Annotated in this window: 13 protein-coding genes and 3 tRNA genes; 11 read left to right on the forward strand and 5 right to left on the reverse strand. The window is 35.2% G+C overall.

The features are described 5' to 3' along the window. Positions 1-36: 36 nt before the first annotated feature. From B7720_RS02580 to B7720_RS02605, 6 genes are all read left to right on the forward strand, one after another. A tRNA-Arg gene (locus B7720_RS02580) sits at positions 37-110 on the forward strand. Between the two features lie 164 nt (positions 111-274). Then, a complete protein-coding gene (gene comC / locus B7720_RS02585) occupies positions 275-400 on the forward strand; it encodes a competence-stimulating peptide ComC (RefSeq protein ID WP_002874960.1) in 126 nt (41 codons plus the stop codon). Between the two features lie 20 nt (positions 401-420). After that, on the forward strand, positions 421-1,740 hold the full coding sequence (gene comD / locus B7720_RS02590; RefSeq protein ID WP_000054555.1) for a competence system sensor histidine kinase ComD: 1,320 nt from the start codon (positions 421-423) through the stop codon (positions 1,738-1,740). After that, complete coding sequence (gene comE / locus B7720_RS02595; protein ID WP_000866079.1) at positions 1,737-2,489, forward strand: competence system response regulator transcription factor ComE; 753 nt, start codon at positions 1,737-1,739, stop codon at positions 2,487-2,489. The genes comD and comE overlap by 4 nt, the downstream gene beginning before the upstream one ends. Positions 2,490-2,540: 51 nt before the next feature. Next, positions 2,541-2,612: transfer RNA gene (locus tag B7720_RS02600), tRNA-Glu, on the forward strand. Between the two features lie 5 nt (positions 2,613-2,617). Beyond that, positions 2,618-2,691 (forward strand) — tRNA-Asn (locus B7720_RS02605). A 34-nt stretch (positions 2,692-2,725) separates the two neighbouring features. Here the strand turns inward: B7720_RS02605 and B7720_RS02610 are convergent. Next, positions 2,726-3,268, reverse strand: a complete 543-nt coding sequence (locus B7720_RS02610) for a TetR/AcrR family transcriptional regulator (RefSeq protein WP_033630549.1) — start codon at positions 3,266-3,268, stop codon at positions 2,726-2,728. A 128-nt stretch (positions 3,269-3,396) separates the two neighbouring features. Between B7720_RS02610 and B7720_RS02615 the strand changes: the two genes are divergently transcribed. Next, on the forward strand, positions 3,397-6,051 hold the full coding sequence (locus tag B7720_RS02615; RefSeq protein ID WP_084856369.1) for a YhgE/Pip domain-containing protein: 2,655 nt from the start codon (positions 3,397-3,399) through the stop codon (positions 6,049-6,051). Between the two features lie 21 nt (positions 6,052-6,072). Here B7720_RS02615 and B7720_RS02620 read toward each other — a convergent pair whose 3' ends face one another. Together B7720_RS02620 and B7720_RS02625 are read right to left on the reverse strand one after the other, a co-directional pair. Further along, positions 6,073-8,625, reverse strand: a complete 2,553-nt coding sequence (locus tag B7720_RS02620) for a YfhO family protein (RefSeq protein ID WP_084856370.1) — start codon at positions 8,623-8,625, stop codon at positions 6,073-6,075. Between the two features lie 60 nt (positions 8,626-8,685). Next, complete coding sequence (locus B7720_RS02625; RefSeq protein ID WP_000958793.1) at positions 8,686-10,308, reverse strand: ATP-binding cassette domain-containing protein; 1,623 nt, start codon at positions 10,306-10,308, stop codon at positions 8,686-8,688. Between the two features lie 195 nt (positions 10,309-10,503). Here B7720_RS02625 and trpS point away from each other — a divergent pair, with 195 nt between their 5' ends. Continuing rightward, positions 10,504-11,529 (forward strand): tryptophan--tRNA ligase, encoded by a 1,026-nt coding sequence (trpS, locus tag B7720_RS02630; RefSeq protein WP_084856372.1) that lies wholly within the window; start codon positions 10,504-10,506, stop codon positions 11,527-11,529. A gap of 162 nt (positions 11,530-11,691) precedes the next feature. Next, positions 11,692-13,170: an IMP dehydrogenase gene (guaB, locus tag B7720_RS02635; protein WP_084856374.1), complete on the forward strand. Its 1,479-nt coding sequence runs from the start codon at positions 11,692-11,694 to the stop codon at positions 13,168-13,170. 53 nt (positions 13,171-13,223) lie between these two features. Here guaB and recF read toward each other — a convergent pair whose 3' ends face one another. Then, complete coding sequence (recF, locus tag B7720_RS02640; protein ID WP_084856376.1) at positions 13,224-14,315, reverse strand: DNA replication/repair protein RecF; 1,092 nt, start codon at positions 14,313-14,315, stop codon at positions 13,224-13,226. 2 nt (positions 14,316-14,317) lie between these two features. Continuing rightward, positions 14,318-14,686, reverse strand: coding sequence for a S4 domain-containing protein YaaA (gene yaaA / locus B7720_RS02645; protein WP_084856378.1), 369 nt, complete (start codon positions 14,684-14,686; stop codon positions 14,318-14,320). A gap of 160 nt (positions 14,687-14,846) precedes the next feature. On the opposite strand from yaaA, the gene yfmF reads away from it, so the two are divergent. Both yfmF and yfmH read left to right on the forward strand, forming a co-directional pair. Next, complete coding sequence (gene yfmF, locus B7720_RS02650; protein ID WP_084856380.1) at positions 14,847-16,097, forward strand: EF-P 5-aminopentanol modification-associated protein YfmF; 1,251 nt, start codon at positions 14,847-14,849, stop codon at positions 16,095-16,097. Beyond that, positions 16,094-17,377 carry an EF-P 5-aminopentanol modification-associated protein YfmH gene (gene yfmH / locus B7720_RS02655; RefSeq protein WP_084856382.1) on the forward strand — a complete coding sequence of 428 codons (1,284 nt, stop codon included), beginning with the start codon at positions 16,094-16,096 and terminating at the stop codon, positions 17,375-17,377. The genes yfmF and yfmH overlap by 4 nt, the downstream gene beginning before the upstream one ends. Positions 17,378-17,404 lie beyond the last annotated feature (27 nt).

The raw sequence follows: 17,404 nt of genomic DNA on the forward strand, positions 1-17,404 counted from the left end.
ACTTAGCTCTTGTTTTTTGATAGAATGGTCATGTTAGGTCTCATAGCTCAGCTGGATAGAGCATTCGCCTTCTAAGCGAACGGTCGCAGGTTCGAATCCTGCTGGGATCAATTTTAGATGCGAAGCTGGGATTTATCCCAGCTTTTTTCTTAAAAAAGTGCGTTTCAGGTGCAAAAATGTACAGTTGGGAAGAATTTTTTCTTACATGGTCTTCATTTTGTATAATAGGTGTGTAAGTTAACTTACAAGAAAAAATAATACAGGAGATTTCATTATGAAAAATACAGAAAAGTTGGAACAATTTAAAGAAGTAACAGAGGCAGAATTGCAGGAGATTCGAGGTGGAGATAAAAGACTACCTTACTTTTTTAAACATCTTTTTTCAAATAGGACAAAGTAGTAATATTATAGGGTGATAGGATGAGTTTATTAGGATTTGGAATAGTTATTCTTCATATTTTTATTTTAACAATAAGCTATGAATTAATTTGTAAAGTAACTAAAAAAGAAAGATATTTATTTATAGCTTGTATATTTGTATATCAGTCTGTAGCTGAATTTTTCTTTGACTTTATTTCATTAGCTGGGTTAGGGATTGAAAAGTTTATATTTCCTTTTATTCTATATACTTCTATAGTAGTTTTAAAGAAGTATGATAAGCATAAAGGAATGTTTATCAGTTTACTATTGTCTTTATTATATCATAGTACACATACTTTTTTATCAGTAACCCTATCCTCTATAACAGGTGATGCTTTTGTGATAGAACATGAAGTGATGTTTTATTTAGGAGTACTATTACTAACATATTTTATTATTAAAAAAATTATTACTTATTTCCATTTAGAACTTACCTATTTTGATAAAGATTATCTGTATCCTTTTTTAAAAAAAGTAATAGTTGCTTTCTTTGGTTTACATATCTTATTGTTTATTTCAGATATAGTAAGTACAACTCATCATTTAAATAGTTTCGGAAGTATTTTATCAACCATTGTTTTTATTTGCTTGTTATTGATTTTCTTTGCAATGAATTCTCACAAGGTTCAAATTGAAAAAGAGATTGCTCTAAAACAAAAGAAATTTGAACAAAAACATTTACAGACTTATACTGATGAAATTGTGGAGTTGTATAATGAAATTCGAGGTTTTCGTCATGATTATGCAGGAATGCTTGTCAGCATGCAAATGGCGATTGACAGTGGAGATTTACAAGAAATTAACAGGGTTTACAATGAAGTCTTAGTAAAAGCAAATCAGAAATTGAGGTCAGAAAAATATACTTACTTTGATTTAAATAACATAGAAGATTCTGCTTTACGAAGTTTAATTGCTCAATCGATTGTCTATGCACGAAAAAATGATGTAGAGTTTACATTGGAAGTAAAGGATATCATTACTAGACTGTCAATAGATTTACTTGATCTTGTTCGCATCATGAGCATTTTATTAAACAATGCTGTTGAAGGTGCTGCAGATAGTTATTTGAAACAAATGGAAGTTGCAGTCATTAAAATGGATTTTGAAACAGTTATAGTTATCCAGAATTCATGCAAAATCACTATGACGCCTTCAGAGGACCTATTTGCCTTAGGTTTCTCTACCAAGGGAAGAAATAGAGGTCTAGGACTTAATAATGTCAAAGAAATCTTAGATAAGTATGACAATATTATTTTAGAAACAGAGATGGAAGACAACACATTTAGACAAATTATTAGATTTAAGAGGGAATTTGAATGAAAGTATTAATTTTAGAAGATGTTATTGAACATCAAGTGAGACTAGAGAGAATATTAAATGAAATCTCAGAAGAATCGAATATTCCTATTTCATATAAGACAACAGGAAAAGTTCGTGAGTTTAAGGAATATATCGAAAATGATGAAGTAAACCAGCTTTATTTCCTAGATATTGATATTCATGGAATCGAGAAAAAAGGCTTTGAAGTGGCTCAATTTATCCGTCATCACAATCCTTATGCTATTATTGTCTTTATTACTAGTCGATCTGAATTTGCTACCTTAACGTACAAATACCAGGTATCAGCCCTAGATTTTGTTGATAAAGATATCAATGATGAATTGTTCAAAAAACGCATCGAGCAGAGTATTTTTTACACTAAGAGCATGCTGCTTGAAAACGAAGATGTTGTAGACTATTTTGATTACAACTATAAAGGAAATGATTTGAAAATTCCTTACCATGACATTTTGTATATCGAAACCACAGGAGTTTCTCATAAACTTCGGATTATTGGTAAGAATTTTGCAAAAGAATTCTATGGAACTATGACAGATATTCAGGAAAAGGACAAACATACCCAGCGATTTTATTGCTCCCATAAATCTTTCCTTGTCAATGTGGGAAATGTGAGAGAAATTGATCGAAAGAATTTAGAAGTTGTCTTTTATGAAGATCATCGTTGTCCCATTACCCGTTTGAAAGTTCGTAAATTAAAAGATATTCTAGAGAAAAAATCTAAAAAGTGATTGACAATTAGTAAGAAATTGATATAATGGTTATATCTGCTACAGATAGATGGTCCGTTGGTCAAGGGGTTAAGACACCGCCTTTTCACGGCGGTAACACGGGTTCGAATCCCGTACGGACTATTTTATCCGCCATAGCTCAGTTGGTAGTAGCGCATGACTGTTAATCATGATGTCGTAGGTTCGAGTCCTACTGGCGGAGTCAGATAAAAAAAGAACACCATTGGTGTTCTTTTTTAGTTTACATCACCTAACATTTTCATAAGGAAGTCTGTCATTTCTTGCGGACTTTCTTTTTTTCCGTGAGCAATCCAAGTCTGGCAAACACCAAATAGGGCATTTGTTAGATAAATACTGCTGTATTCTAATTCTATTGGAGTGAGTTGTAATTTCATAAAGCGTTTCTGAAGGTCGGTACTAAGCATAATGTGAAGCTTATTTCTCAAGAAATTTTGGATTTCTTTTGTCCCATTTTCAGATAAGAGTGCAGCCAAGAGTGGCTCAGACTCTAAATATTCAAATACTTCTAAAATAGCATCTCTTTTGCGATGAGCATGTTTTTGGAAAATATACTCAAAGGTATGAAATAGCTTACTTTGGTAGAGTTCAATCATATCATACTTATCCTTGTAGTGAGTGTAAAAGCTGGAACGACTAATTCCGGCTTTTTCTGCTAACTTGACAGTAGAAATTTGATCAAAGGGCTGGTCCATCAATAATTGAACCATGGCATTTTCGATAATTCGTTTTGTTTTTAAACGTTTGTTACTTTCTTTCATAATTCCTCCTTGTAAACAAAAATAGACTATGTGTCTAAAAAAATATTTTTTACCTTGTAATTTAGATTTTTTGATGTATAATCTATTATATCAAAATTTTAGACAATATGTGTAAAAAAGGAGGAAACATGTTTAAAGAATGGAAAGCAATATTTAAAAAACCGACCTTTATCATTGTAATGATAGGGATTTCTCTCATTCCAGCTTTATACAACATTATATTTTTATCGTCCATGTGGGATCCATATGGTCAAGTATCGGAATTACCTGTGGCAGTTGTCAATAAAGATAAGGAAGCTTCTTATAATGGACAGACAATGAGAATTGGTGAAGACATGGTGTCTAATTTAAAAGAAAATAAGGCTTTGGATTTTCACTTTGTTAATGAAGAGGAAGGGGAAAAAGGGCTAGAAGATGGTGACTACTACATGGTAGTGACTTTACCAAGTGATCTATCTGAAAAAGCTACTTCTATACTAACGAATCATCCTGAACAGATGCAGATTAATTATCAGACGTCAAGTGGGCATAGCTTTATTGCAAGTAAGATGAGTGATTCTGCAATGACACAATTAAAACAAACCGTCTCTACTAATGTTACTGAAACATACACTAAGGCTTTATTTCAAAAAATGAATGATTTGAAGTCTGGAATAAATAAGGCAGCTGAAGGAAGTGAACAATTAGCTGATGGAGCCGATCAGTTGGTGACGGGAAGTCAAACATTGACGACAAATCTTAATACTCTAGCTAATTCAACTGTAACTTTTTCAAATGGAGCGGATCAATTTACAAAAGGCTTATCTAGCTATGTGTCTGCTATAGAGCAATTACATATTGGTTTAGGAACTTTTAATAGTGGTTTACAAAGTTATACAAATGCTGTCTCACAAGTTGACACTGGACTTGGTCAATTAACTTCAAAAACTCCTGAGTTGGTGACAGGTGTAAATCAGCTAAATACAGGTATAAAGTCCTATACAGGTGGTGTTTCACAACTGGATACAGGTCTCAATCAATTTTCAGTTGGTGTAAATGCTTATACAAATAGTGTGAAAGAACTTTCTAACGGAACAAGTCAATTATCCAATCAATCAGATACACTAAGAGATGGAATGGAGCAATTAAATACTGGTATTAAAGAAATTTCAAGCCAATTAGAGTCCTCATCTCAACAAAATGAAGAAATAGCGCAATTGGCAACAAGCTTAGGAGAACTAAATAAAACACTACAAGCTCTTACAATATCAGATAATACTCAACTGAAAAGTACATTGTCAGAAGCTTTGCCAAATCTAACAACTCTTGCTCAGGATATTGTGACCAAAAGTCAGACAGAACAAGAGAAAACTCTTGCAAACCTTCAATCAACAGCTACTTATCAATCTCTTACAGAGGAACAAAAGAAAGAACTGACAGAAGCTATTTCTAAAAATTCTAATTCTACTATTGAGTCAGCAAAAACAATTTTAACGACAGTAGGAGGATTAAAAGAAAGTATAGAGAATTCAGAACAACAAGTATCTAACCTATCTGATGTGCAGACGAAAGCAAATCAACTCTTACCTGCAGCATCTAGCTCCTTGACAACCTTGTCAAATGGATTTACAATATTACAAACTTCTGTAAATAATCAGTTAGTTCCTGGAAGTCAGTCAATTGAAAAAGGAGTTGTAAACTATACTAAAGGACTGGATACTATTTCTATAGGTGCTAATCAACTAAGTGAAAAGAATGCAAGTTTAACAACTAGTCTAGATCAATTAGTTTCTGGATCAAGTAAGTTGACAGAAAACACATCATCCTTGACAGCTGGAGTAGATGCGTTAGCTGGAAAAGCTCCAGAATTAGTATCAGGTATAGAAAGTTTGTCATCTGGTTCTGCTCAATTGAATAATAAGAGTCCAGAGCTGATAGCAGGTATTACTACATTACAATTTGGCTCTGGTCAATTAACAGATAAATCAACACAGTTACTTTCTGCAGCATCTCAACTAGGAAGTGGCGCTATGAAGATTGCAGATGGTGCTGGAAAACTAGCAGATGGTGGAACAACCTTAACCTCTAGTCTTGAAGATTTACAGACAGGAGTTGATTCATTAGGACAAGGATTAGGCAATGCTAATAACCAGCTCAAATCAGCTTCAACAGAATCTAAAAATGCAGAAACATTATCTGAACCTCTAGTTCTCTCAAAAACAGACAATGACCAAGTCCCTGTAAATGGGATTGCTATGGCTCCTTATATGATATCAGTTGCTCTTTTTGTTGCTGCTATATCTACCAATATGATTTTTGCTAAGTTGCCTTCTGGACGTCATCCAGAGAGTCGTTGGGCTTGGTTGAAGTCTCGCTCTGAAATAAATGGGATTATAGCTGTCTTAGCAGGTGTTTTAGTTTATGGAGGTGTCCATCTTATTGGATTGACTGCGAACCATGATATGAGGACCTTGATTCTAATTATAATCACAAGTTTAGCTTTCATGTCTATGGTGACAGCTTTAACAACTTGGAATAGCCGTATTGGAGCTTTCTTCTCTCTTATTTTACTTTTATTACAGTTAGCATCAAGTGCAGGGACCTATCCCCTTGCTTTAACAAATGATTTCTTTAAAGGTATCAGTCCATGGTTACCAATGAGTTACTCTGTATCAGGCTTGCGACAAACAATCTCTATGACAGGAAATATTCATCACCAAGTGATTTTCCTTATTATAACACTAGCTTTCTTTACTGCTTTAGGTATGCTAGCTTATCAACCTAAGAAAATGGAAGAAGATTAAAAAGATTGGCCAAGGAATTGGTCAATCTTTTTCTGTCTTAGATAAATTTCGTCTGTGATTATAGATCCCAAAAAGAAGAAGGGCAGTTAGTGAGCAGGCTGCTCCAGTAACAAAACCACTGGGAATAAAGGAAAGTGTAATGGTGCCTTTTCCTTTTGGAACATCAACTTTCATAAAACCAGTTTGAGCCTGCTTGATTTCAAGTTTTTTCCCATCTTGGTATGCAGACCAACCTTTGTCATAAGGAATAGTGAAGAAAATAGAGGTATCTTGTTTTACTTCATATGTAGCAAAGACTTTATTTTTAGAGGTGGATACTTCTACAGGTTGTTCTTTAATTTTTTGGATTGCTTCAGTTAGGGCCTGAGTATCTAAACGATAGAAGGTTGGAGATTCAAATGACACCTGAGAATTTCCAGGGAAACTAACACTGATATTGAAAGTTTGTCGTTTTTCAGTATAACCCAAATTAAAGAAATTAAATGCATTGTCAGTTGTAAAAGTCTTTTTTTCTCCATTGACAAGGATGTCAACTTTCTTTTGCTTATCGTTTGTAAAATGAAGATTTGAAAAAGAGAGATAGACTTGACTATTTTGAGGAACCTCAATTTGATAATCAATCTTTGCATCTTCATTCGCAGAACCTGTGATGCTGGTTAAACCATCTGAAGTATCTGTTTTATCATATGCTATTTGGGAGAAGTAATCCAAGTTGAGATTAGTAAGCTGGTTTATAAATAAAGCTTGATTATCTAGAGTGTGATTATTAAAGTTTACATCGGTATAAATAGATTGAGTGGCAAAGGCAATGGGTAAAGAGAGTTGATTTTTATATAAGGTTAAATGATCCTTTTGATAAATCTCTTGAAAGCCATACTTATCAAGTGAAGTTTCAGAAATATTGTACTGGATTCCAAATAAACTATCTGCTAAAAGATTGTTATTAGCATAACGGAGATTGAGGTTGGTTCCAGAGGATTTGAATCCAAGTTTGTCCAAACTAGTGCTAGCTGAACGATTTCGTACAGACGAGAATTGAGAGATTCCATTGTAGTTAAATTTCATACTGTCATTTCCAGTCTGAATTTGCAGTTTTTCAGTACGTGTAAATGAATTGTCAATTTTGTTTAGAATGGATTCCATAGCGGTGATATCTCTATTATAGGCGCTACGAGAAGCAAAGGCCCATTCTTTAGCTATTCCTTCCATTTGAGATGATGCATTTAAGCTTATCTCAGCTGTTATAAATAAAGACAAAAGAATTGCAAATAGATTTACAGAGATAAATTTTCTAATGACTGCAAGAAGTAAAAGAGCATAAACTAGTAGAAATTCAAGAGTGAGTAGGATATTCAAATCAGTTAAAAAAGAATAGTGTGATTTAAAATAGACAGTGGCCAAAAATCCTGTTAGTACAAGAAAAAGTGAGACAAATAGATTCCATAGCTTCAGTTCTTTCAGACGATTTAAGACTTCTGCTGCAGTATAAATTAACAGAGTGGAAAAAATCCAAGCATAGCGATGCAAAAACATATTTGGGGTATGCATCCCCTGCCAAAATAAATCAAGTGCTTCTATGTAAAAGCTTGTTATTAAAAAAGTAAAGAAAATTGCATAAGTAAGTTTCACGTGAAACCTTATAGATTTTATTGTAAAAAATAGAATGGTCAAAATAAAGGGAAGCAGTCCAACAAAAATCATTGGTATAGATCCATATTTAGTTGTATCAAAAGATCCAATGAATTGTTTTGCGAAAATATCCAGATACCAGCTACTATCTGTTTTCAATTTTGTGATGGCAGTCAACTTCTCTCCATGAGTTTGTAAATCAAACAGTGTAGGAAGAGTCATAATCAAACTAGCCATTCCAGCTAAAAAGGAGGTAACAACAAAATCAAGAAAAGATGATTTTCGAGTTTTAAAGTCCCAAGAAATTTGGCAGAGATACCAGAAAATAAGAAACAATGCTGTCATATACCCAAAATAATAATTTTGAATAAATAAGATTGACAAACTTGTAAAGTATAGTAGACGCTTCTTTTGTGTTATAAGTAGGTGTAAACCAGTTATAATTAAAGGAATCAAGATAAAAACATCTAGCCAGGTTTTAATCTCTAACTGACTGACAGTGAAGCTCATTAAAGCATAGGAAGTAGATAAGGCAAGTTTTAAAAATTTTGGGATATCTTTAAATAATCTATTTAGACTAAAGAAGGTTGACAGACCAATCAATCCAAATTTTAAGAGAGTGGTCAGATAAACAGCATCTGGCATATTCGACAGATTAAAAAAGTAAACCAGAGGTGAGAGAAAACTACCCAAGTAATAACTAGATAGAGCATAGAAATTCAGTCCGAGGCCACTTGTAAAGGTGTAAAACAAACTGCCATTTCCATGTAGAATATTTCGTAAAGCTACATCAAAAATAACGTATTGATGGAAACCGTCTCCTAATAGTGGAGATGCATCGCTATTCCAGTAGATACCTTGAGTTAGGTATACTCCAGTCATAATTACTAAAGGGATGATGAAAGAAATAAAATAGGTCCAATATGTTTTAAAAAATGATTTCATGTTACCTCGCAGAATGATAGAAAACTCAGTTGGTTACCCCAACTGAGTTTTGAAGTCTTATTAGTCTTTCCAAAGTTCTTTAACTTTTGCTTGTACTTCTGCATTTTCTAGGAATTCATCATAGGTTTCATCAATACGATCAATGACACCATTCTTAGACAAAACAATAATATGGTTTGCCAAAGTTTGGATAAACTCGTGGTCATGACTGGCAAAGATGATTGATTCTTTAAAGTTTTTCAATCCATCGTTCAAGCTTGAGATAGATTCCAAGTCCAAGTGATTTGTTGGATCATCAAGTACAAGGACATTTGATTTCAAGAGCATGAGTTTTGAAAGCATGACACGTACTTTTTCTCCCCCTGACAAGACGTTTACAGGTTTGTTAACCTCATCTCCAGAAAAGAGCATACGACCGAGGAAACCACGTAGGAAGGTATTGTCATCTTCTTCTTTACTTGCAAATTGACGCAACCAGTCAAGGATTGACTCTCCTCCTGCAAAATCAGCTGAGTTGTCTTTTGGCAAGTAAGAACGGCTAGTAGTAACTCCCCACTTGACAGTTCCTTCATAGTCGATGTCACCCATAATTGCACGAATTAATGCAGTCGTTTGGATGTCATTTTGTCCAATAAGAGCTGTCTTATCACCTGGACGCAAGATGAAACTAATATTGTCTAGGATAGTTTCGCCATCAATCTTTACAGTTAGATTTTCTACTGTCAAGAGATCATTACCAATCTCACGTTCTGCTTTAAAGTTGATAAATGGGTATTTACGACTAGATGGCACAATCTCTTCTAATTCAATCTTGTCAAGCATTTTTTTACGAGACGTTGCTTGTCTTGATTTAGAAGCATTAGCAGAGAAGCGAGCAACGAATTCTTGCAATTGCTTAATTTTTTCTTCTGCCTTGGCATTACGGTCTGCTAACAATTTAGCAGCAAGCTCAGAAGATTCCTTCCAGAAGTCGTAGTTTCCGACATAGAGTTTGATTTTTCCAAAGTCAAGGTCGGCCATGTGAGTACATACTTTATTTAGGAAGTGACGGTCATGGGATACAACGATGACAGTGTTATCAAAGTCAATCAAGAAGTCTTCTAGCCATGTAATTGATTGGATATCTAAACCGTTGGTTGGCTCGTCCAAGAGAAGAACATCTGGTTTGCCAAAAAGTGCTTTGGCAAGGAGAACTTTTACTTTTTCACCGTTGGCCAATTCGCTCATGTTTTGGTAGTGCAATTCTTCTGGAATATTTAGGTTTTGAAGTAGCTGAGATGCTTCACTCTCTGCTTCCCAACCTCCAAGTTCAGCAAACTCACCTTCGAGTTCGGCTGCACGAACACCATCTTCATCTGAAAAATCTTCCTTCATGTAAATGGCGTCTTTTTCTTTCATGATGTTGTAAAGTTTTTCATTTCCCATAATAACGACATCAATAACTCGCTCGTCTTCATAGTCAAAATGATTTTGACGGAGAACAGAGAGACGTTCATCTGGACCAAGAGAGATGTGACCAGTTGTTGGCTCGATATCACCAGCTAAGATTTTTAAGAATGTAGACTTCCCAGCACCATTAGCACCAATTAATCCGTATGTATTTCCTTCTGTAAATTTGATATTGACATCATCAAAAAGTTTGCGATCACTAAAACGTAGTGAAACATCAGATACTGTAAGCAATGTTTTTCTCCTATAATATGTAATACATTTATTCTACTAGAAAAGAGAGAAATATTCAAATTTTTGTTTGTCAATTTTATGTCAATCAAGTTTACAGATTTGTTTACAATGAGTTAGTTATTTGATTTAAATAATTTTCTGTTATTTTAACAAAAAAATGCTATAATTGAAGAGACCATTTCGAAGGAGAAAAAAATGACGAAACCCATTATTTTAACAGGAGATCGCCCAACAGGAAAACTGCATATTGGACATTATGTTGGGAGTCTAAAAAATAGAGTATTACTGCAGGAAGAAGACGAGTATGAGATGTTTGTTTTTTTGGCGGACCAACAAGCATTGACAGATCACGCCAAAGACCCTCAAACGATTGTAGAATCGATTGGGAATGTTGCCTTAGATTACTTAGCAGTTGGATTGAATCCAAGTAAATCAACTATCTTTATTCAAAGTCAGATTCCAGAGTTAGCTGAACTGTCTATGTACTATATGAATTTGGTGTCACTAGCTCGTTTGGAACGGAATCCGACAGTAAAAACAGAGATTGCTCAAAAAGGGTTTGGAGAAAGTATTCCGACAGGATTTTTGGTTTATCCGATTGCGCAAGCAGCAGATATTACTGCTTTCAAGGCTAATTATGTTCCTGTTGGGACAGATCAGAAACCAATGATTGAGCAAACTCGCGAGATTGTTCGTTCTTTTAACAACGCATATAACTCTGATGTCTTGGTGGAACCGGAAGGTATTTATCCAGAAAATGAGAGAGCAGGGCGTTTGCCTGGTCTAGATGGAAATGCTAAAATGTCTAAATCCCTTAATAATGGTATTTATCTAGCAGATGATGCGGATACGTTGCGTAAAAAAGTCATGAGCATGTATACTGATCCAGACCATATTCGGGTTGAGGATCCAGGTAAGATTGAAGGAAATATGGTTTTCCATTATCTAGATGTGTTTGGTCGTCCAGAAGATGCTCAAGAAATTGCGGATATGAAAGAACATTATCAATGTGGTGGTCTTGGTGATGTGAAGACGAAACGTTATCTACTTGAAATATTAGAACGCGAACTTGGTCCTATTCGTGAGCGCCGTATCGAATTTGCTAAGGATATGGGAGAAGTGTACAATATGCTTCAAAAAGGTAGTGAAAAAGCACGTGAGGTTGCAGGTCAAACTCTATCTGAAGTTAAGGGAGCAATGGGACTAAATTATTTTAAATAATAGATAAAATATGAATCGTAAAACTATCTCTTCCATAGGATCACGGGGATAGTTTTTTTATGATTTCTACCATAAATATAATTGACAAATTTTCATAGAATGGTATGATAGATACAATACAAAAAGAGTCAAGCTCAAAAAGAAAGAAAAGAGGAAACTTCAATGTCTAATTGGGACACTAAATTTTTGAAAAAAGGTTTTACCTTTGATGATGTATTGCTCATTCCAGCAGAAAGTCATGTGTTGCCTAATGATGCAGATTTAACAACAAAATTGGCAGATAATCTGACTTTAAATATCCCAATTATAACAGCCGCCATGGATACAGTCACAGAGAGTCAAATGGCCATTGCCATTGCTCGTGCAGGTGGTCTTGGAGTAATCCATAAAAATATGTCTATTGCGCAACAGGCAGATGAAGTTCGCAAGGTAAAACGTTCTGAAAATGGTGTTATTATTGATCCATTCTTCTTGACTCCAGAACATACCATTGCTGAGGCAGACGAACTGATGGGACGTTACCGTATCAGTGGTGTTCCAGTTGTAGAAACACTTGAAAATCGTAAATTGGTTGGTATTCTAACAAACCGAGATCTTCGCTTTATTTCAGATTACAATCAACCAATCTCGAACCATATGACCAGTGAAAATCTTGTCACTGCTCCTGTTGGTACAGATCTTGCAACAGCTGAACATATTCTTCAAGAACACCGTATTGAAAAACTTCCTTTGGTTGACGAGGAAGGCCGTCTTTCTGGCTTGATTACTATCAAAGATATTGAAAAAGTTATTGAGTTTCCAAATGCTGCTAAAGATGAGTTTGGTCGTCTTCTAGTTGCTGGTGCGGTGGGTGTCACTTCAGATACATTTGAACGTGCTGAAGCCCTTTTTGAAGCAGGTGCTGACGCAATTGTTATTGATACTGCACATGGTCACTCTGCTGGAGTTCTGCGTAAAATTGCTGAAATTCGTGCTCATTTCCCAGATCGTACTTTGATTGCAGGTAATATTGCAACTGCAGAAGGAGCGCGTGCTCTTTACGAAGCAGGTGTAGATGTTGTCAAAGTTGGAATTGGACCAGGTTCTATCTGTACCACTCGTGTGATTGCAGGTGTTGGTGTACCACAAGTTACAGCAATCTATGATGCAGCAGCAGTTGCGCATGAATATGGCAAAACAATCATCGCTGATGGTGGAATCAAGTATTCTGGAGATATTGTAAAGGCCCTTGCTGCAGGTGGAAATGCTGTTATGCTTGGATCAATGTTTGCTGGAACAGACGAAGCGCCAGGTGAAACGGAAATCTTCCAAGGACGTAAGTTTAAGACTTACCGTGGTATGGGATCAATCGCTGCAATGAAGAAAGGTTCAAGTGACCGTTACTTCCAAGGTTCTGTTAATGAAGCAAACAAACTCGTTCCAGAAGGAATTGAAGGCCGTGTTGCCTATAAAGGCGCAGCAGCTGATATTGTCTTCCAAATGATTGGTGGTATTCGCTCTGGTATGGGTTACTGTGGTGCAGCTAACCTTAAAGAATTACACGACAACGCTCAATTTATTGAAATGTCTGGGGCTGGTCTAAAAGAAAGTCATCCTCATGATGTGCAAATTACTAATGAAGCACCAAACTACTCTATGTAAACAAAAAAGAACTCCTGAAAATTAGGGGTTCTTTTATTTACAACAGTGTCAATTTAATTTACAGATATCTGACCGTTTTGAATATTGAAAATACTAAGGTTTTCTGGCAAGTTTTGTAAGTGATCCAAACTTGTTGTTGTGATAAAGGTCTGGATAGATTGAGAAATGGTTTCTAGTAATTTTAGTTGCCGGGTGTTATCAAGTTCGCTCATAACATCGTCAAGCAGTAGTATCGGAGACTCATTGGTAATACTTTCCATTAGCTCAATTTCCGCCAGTTTTATAGAAAGAACAAGGCTACGATGTTGACCTTGGCTTCCAAAACTAGCATCCATACCATTGATATAAAAAGAAATATCATCTCGATGAGGGCCAACTCCAGTATTCTTTTTAAATAAATCTCTGGATCTGCTTTTATCCAAAGCAATTTTAAAGGAACTTGTTAGCTGTTCTTCATTAGTGAAGTTGACAGATGATTGATAAGATATTGACAGTTCTTCTAATTTATTTGAAATTTCTAAGTGTTTTTTTTGGCCAAATTTCTCTAAGTCTTTAATGAATTTTATCCGATGCTTTATAACGCGACAACCATAATCTATTAACTGATCATCTAAGACTGACAGAAATGTTTCATCAATCTTCTGGCTGGATTTTAGATAAGTATTTCTTTGCTTGAGTATGTGGTTATAGTTTGACAAGTCTGACAAGTAGATTGGTTTAATTTGTCCCAGTTCGATGTCTATAAATTTTCGACGGACAGAAGGTGCTCCCTTAATTAGCTGGAGATCTTCAGGTGCGAAGAGGACAACATTCATATGTCCGATGTAGTCTGATAGGCGAGCTTGTTTTAAGTGATTGACTTTAGTCACACGCCCTTTTGGCGTTAAATCAATTTCTAGAGGGATAGAGCTTGTTTTCTTCTGTAGCAAGCCAGAAAGATGGAGTTGCTCGTTATCAAAATGAATGAGATTTTTATCTGTACGAGTCCGATGACTACGTGTTAAGGCTAAAAAATAGATTGCTTCTAGAATATTGGTTTTTCCTTGTGCATTTTGACCTAGAAAGACATTTAATTTTGGATTGAAATCAATTTTCGCCTCTTTGTAGTTTCGAAAGGTTTTAATTGTTAAATGTTGGAGCCACATGGTTATCTTCCTGGAAAACGTGGAACTTGTTTGGTTTTAGGCGATGAAGAAGTTCTTTGTTTTTCTTTATTGATACCTTTATTCATCTCTTTGACAAGTTTAGCAATTCGCTCTTTCTCAATCTTATCTGCTTGATACTCTTCTTGCTCTTTTAAACTTGGTTGTGTCAAGGTGATGTCAATCTTTAAATCAGGAATGTCAATCGTATCTCCAATACGGATTTTTTTCCCACGTCTACTTTCTAACTCGCCATTAAAGTAAACTTGATGATCTATTAAAAAGGATTTGATAGCACCACCGCTTTGTATAATTCCAAGTTCTTTTAGGAGGGCTTGGAGCGTAATAAATTCTTCAAATAATTTGTATTCCATAATTCACCTCAATCTTTGGTATTATACCATATTTTCCTTGAAATAGCTGAAGGAAAGTTAGTTGAAATGAAAACGGTTTTACTCTTTAAAGCTATAAAGAGAACAAGAAAAATTTTGATTTTCGTGGTATAATAGAACTCTATATGTAAGGAGGTAAGGTATGGAATTAGTGCCTGGAATTTCAGCACATTTTGTTCAATCCAAAAAGTTTAAAACAAATAAAATCACTATTCGTTTTACTGCTCCCTTATCTCTTGAGACAATAGCAGGACGCATGTTAAGTGCGAGTATGTTGGAGACGGCAAATCAAGCTTATCCCACATCACAAGCATTTCGCAGATACTTGGCAAGTTTATATGGAACAGATATTTCCACAAGTGCTTATCGTAGGGGACAGGCACATATTCTTGACTTAACATTTACTTATGTGAGGGATGATTTTTTAAGTAAAAAGAATGTCTTGACTTCTCGAATTTTGGAATTGGTGAGACAGACTTTATTTGCTCCCTTAGCTCAAGATGGTGCTTTTGAGCCAGCTTTATTTGAAATTGAAAGAAAACAGTTATTGGCTAGTCTAGCTACTGATATGGATGATTCATTTTATTTTGTTCATAAGGAGTTGGATAGCTTGTTCTTCCATGATGAGCGTCTTCAATTGAGATACAGTGATTTACGAAATAGTATTTCAAATGAGTCTCCGGAAAGTAGCTACACGTGCTTTCAAAATGCTCTGAAAAATGATCGTATTGATTTCTTTTTCTTAGGTGATTTTAATGAAGTAGAAATCACAGAATCGCTGAAGTCATTACCCTTTACAGCTAGAGAGAACGACGTCACTATCCAGTACCATCAATCTTATTCGAATGTTCTACGAGAAGGAATGGTTCAGAGGAATGTTGGGCAATCTATTTTAGAATTAGGCTATCATTCTCCTGTAAAATATGGTGATGATGAGCATTTGCCCATGCTTGTTATGAATGGTTTGTTGGGTGAATTTGCACATTCAAAACTTTTTACAAACGTTCGTGAAAATGCTGGAATAGCCTATACAGTCTCGAGTCAATTGGATTTGTTTAGTGGTCTGTTAAGGATGTATGCGGGTATCGATAGAGAAAATCGAAATCAGGCTAGAAAAATGATGAATCATCAATTGCTAGATCTGAAAAAGGGTAACTTTACAGATTTTGAACTTGAACAAACCAAGGAGATGATTCGACGATCTTTGTTGATGGCTCAAGATAATCAACAGACCTTAGTTGAAAGAGTCTATTTGAATGCTCTATTGGGGAAATCAAGCTTTGATATTGATCGATTGGTGGCAAAATTAGAGAGTGTTGATAAAGAAGCTGTCTGTAAAGTTGCCAATAGTTTGAAGTTACAAGCGATTTACTTTATGGAAGGAGTAGAATGACAAAGGTTACTTTTGAAGAAAAATACTATCCTGCTGTAAAAGAAATAGTCTACAAAACACAATTGTCAAATGGATTGACAGTTTCTTTACTCCCTAAACAAGATTTCAATGAGGTTTATGGATTTGTAACGGTTCAATTTGGTTCTGTAGATGCAACTTATACAAGCTTGGAAAAAGGTTTACGTCATCATCCAGCAGGAATTGCACATTTTCTTGAACATAAATTGTTTGAAAGAGAAAATTCTGAGGATATAATGGCTGCTTTTACTCGATTAGGTGCGGACAGTAATGCCTTTACAAGCTTTACTAAGACCAGCTATCTTTTTTCAACAATTAACCATCTATTAGAGAATTTAGATTTGCTAGATGAGTTAGTCGGAGATGTTCATTTTACAGAAGAGTCTGTTTTGAGGGAACAGGATATTATCCAGCAAGAACGAGAAATGTATCAAGACGATCCAGACTCACGCTTGTTTTTTGCAACATTAGCCAACCTTTATCCTGATACTCCTTTAGCAACAGATATAGTTGGAAGTGAAAAATCAATTTCTGAGATTCAAGTTTCAAATTTAAAAGAGAACTTTACAGACTTTTACAAACCTGTCAACATGTCACTGTTTTTAGTTGGAAATATTGATGTGGAAGTTGTTGAGGAATACTTTTCGAAAAAGGAAAAGGAAGTTTCAAACCAGTTTACGGTTTCAAAAGAGCAACTCCTTTTGCAGCCTGTGAAGCAAACAGATAGTCTTCGGATGGAAGTTTCTTCACCCAAACTTGCTGTTGCGATTAGAGGTAATGGGCAAATAACAGAAGCTGAGTCTTATCGTTACAATATTTTATTTAAATTACTATTTACGATGATGTTTGGTTGGACTTCTGATCGTTTTCAAAGGTTATATGAGTCTGGGAAGTTAGATGCGTCATTGTCACTTGAGGTTGAAGTCAACAGTCGCTTTCATTTTGTGATATTGACGATGGATACCAAAGAGCCTGTTTCTCTGTCGCATCAATTTCGGAAAGCGATTCGTCAGTTTAGTAGTGATACGGATATTACAGAGGAACATTTAGATCTTGTTAAGAGTGAGATGTTTGGGGAATTTTTCAGTAGCATGAACTCCTTGGAATTTATTGCAACTCAATACGATCCGATGGATCGCGGAGAAACAATTTTTGATTTTCCGAAAATTTTACAGGAAATTACTTTGGAGGATGTTCTAGAAGCTGGACATCGTTTGATTGATAATGGTGATCTAGTTGATTTTACAATCTTTCCAGCTTAAAAGATGACTAATACTAGAAAGAAGGAA

Source organism: Streptococcus oralis subsp. oralis, from assembly GCF_002096455.1.
Lineage (GTDB): Bacteria > Bacillota > Bacilli > Lactobacillales > Streptococcaceae > Streptococcus > Streptococcus oralis_CY.

Excerpts from the sequence above, each read along its gene's own strand:
- comC (WP_002874960.1), top strand. The coding sequence starts at position 275 with ATGAAAAATACAGAAAAGTTGGAACAATTTAAAGAAGTAACAGAGGCA.
- comD (WP_000054555.1), top strand. The coding sequence starts at position 421 with ATGAGTTTATTAGGATTTGGAATAGTTATTCTTCATATTTTTATTTTA.
- comE (WP_000866079.1), top strand. The coding sequence starts at position 1,737 with ATGAAAGTATTAATTTTAGAAGATGTTATTGAACATCAAGTGAGACTA.
- B7720_RS02610 (WP_033630549.1), bottom strand. The coding sequence starts at position 3,268 with ATGAAAGAAAGTAACAAACGTTTAAAAACAAAACGAATTATCGAAAAT.
- B7720_RS02615 (WP_084856369.1), top strand. The coding sequence starts at position 3,397 with ATGTTTAAAGAATGGAAAGCAATATTTAAAAAACCGACCTTTATCATT.
- B7720_RS02620 (WP_084856370.1), bottom strand. The coding sequence starts at position 8,625 with ATGAAATCATTTTTTAAAACATATTGGACCTATTTTATTTCTTTCATC.
- trpS (WP_084856372.1), top strand. The coding sequence starts at position 10,504 with ATGACGAAACCCATTATTTTAACAGGAGATCGCCCAACAGGAAAACTG.
- guaB (WP_084856374.1), top strand. The coding sequence starts at position 11,692 with ATGTCTAATTGGGACACTAAATTTTTGAAAAAAGGTTTTACCTTTGAT.
- recF (WP_084856376.1), bottom strand. The coding sequence starts at position 14,315 with ATGTGGCTCCAACATTTAACAATTAAAACCTTTCGAAACTACAAAGAG.
- yaaA (WP_084856378.1), bottom strand. The coding sequence starts at position 14,686 with ATGGAATACAAATTATTTGAAGAATTTATTACGCTCCAAGCCCTCCTA.
- yfmF (WP_084856380.1), top strand. The coding sequence starts at position 14,847 with ATGGAATTAGTGCCTGGAATTTCAGCACATTTTGTTCAATCCAAAAAG.
- yfmH (WP_084856382.1), top strand. The coding sequence starts at position 16,094 with ATGACAAAGGTTACTTTTGAAGAAAAATACTATCCTGCTGTAAAAGAA.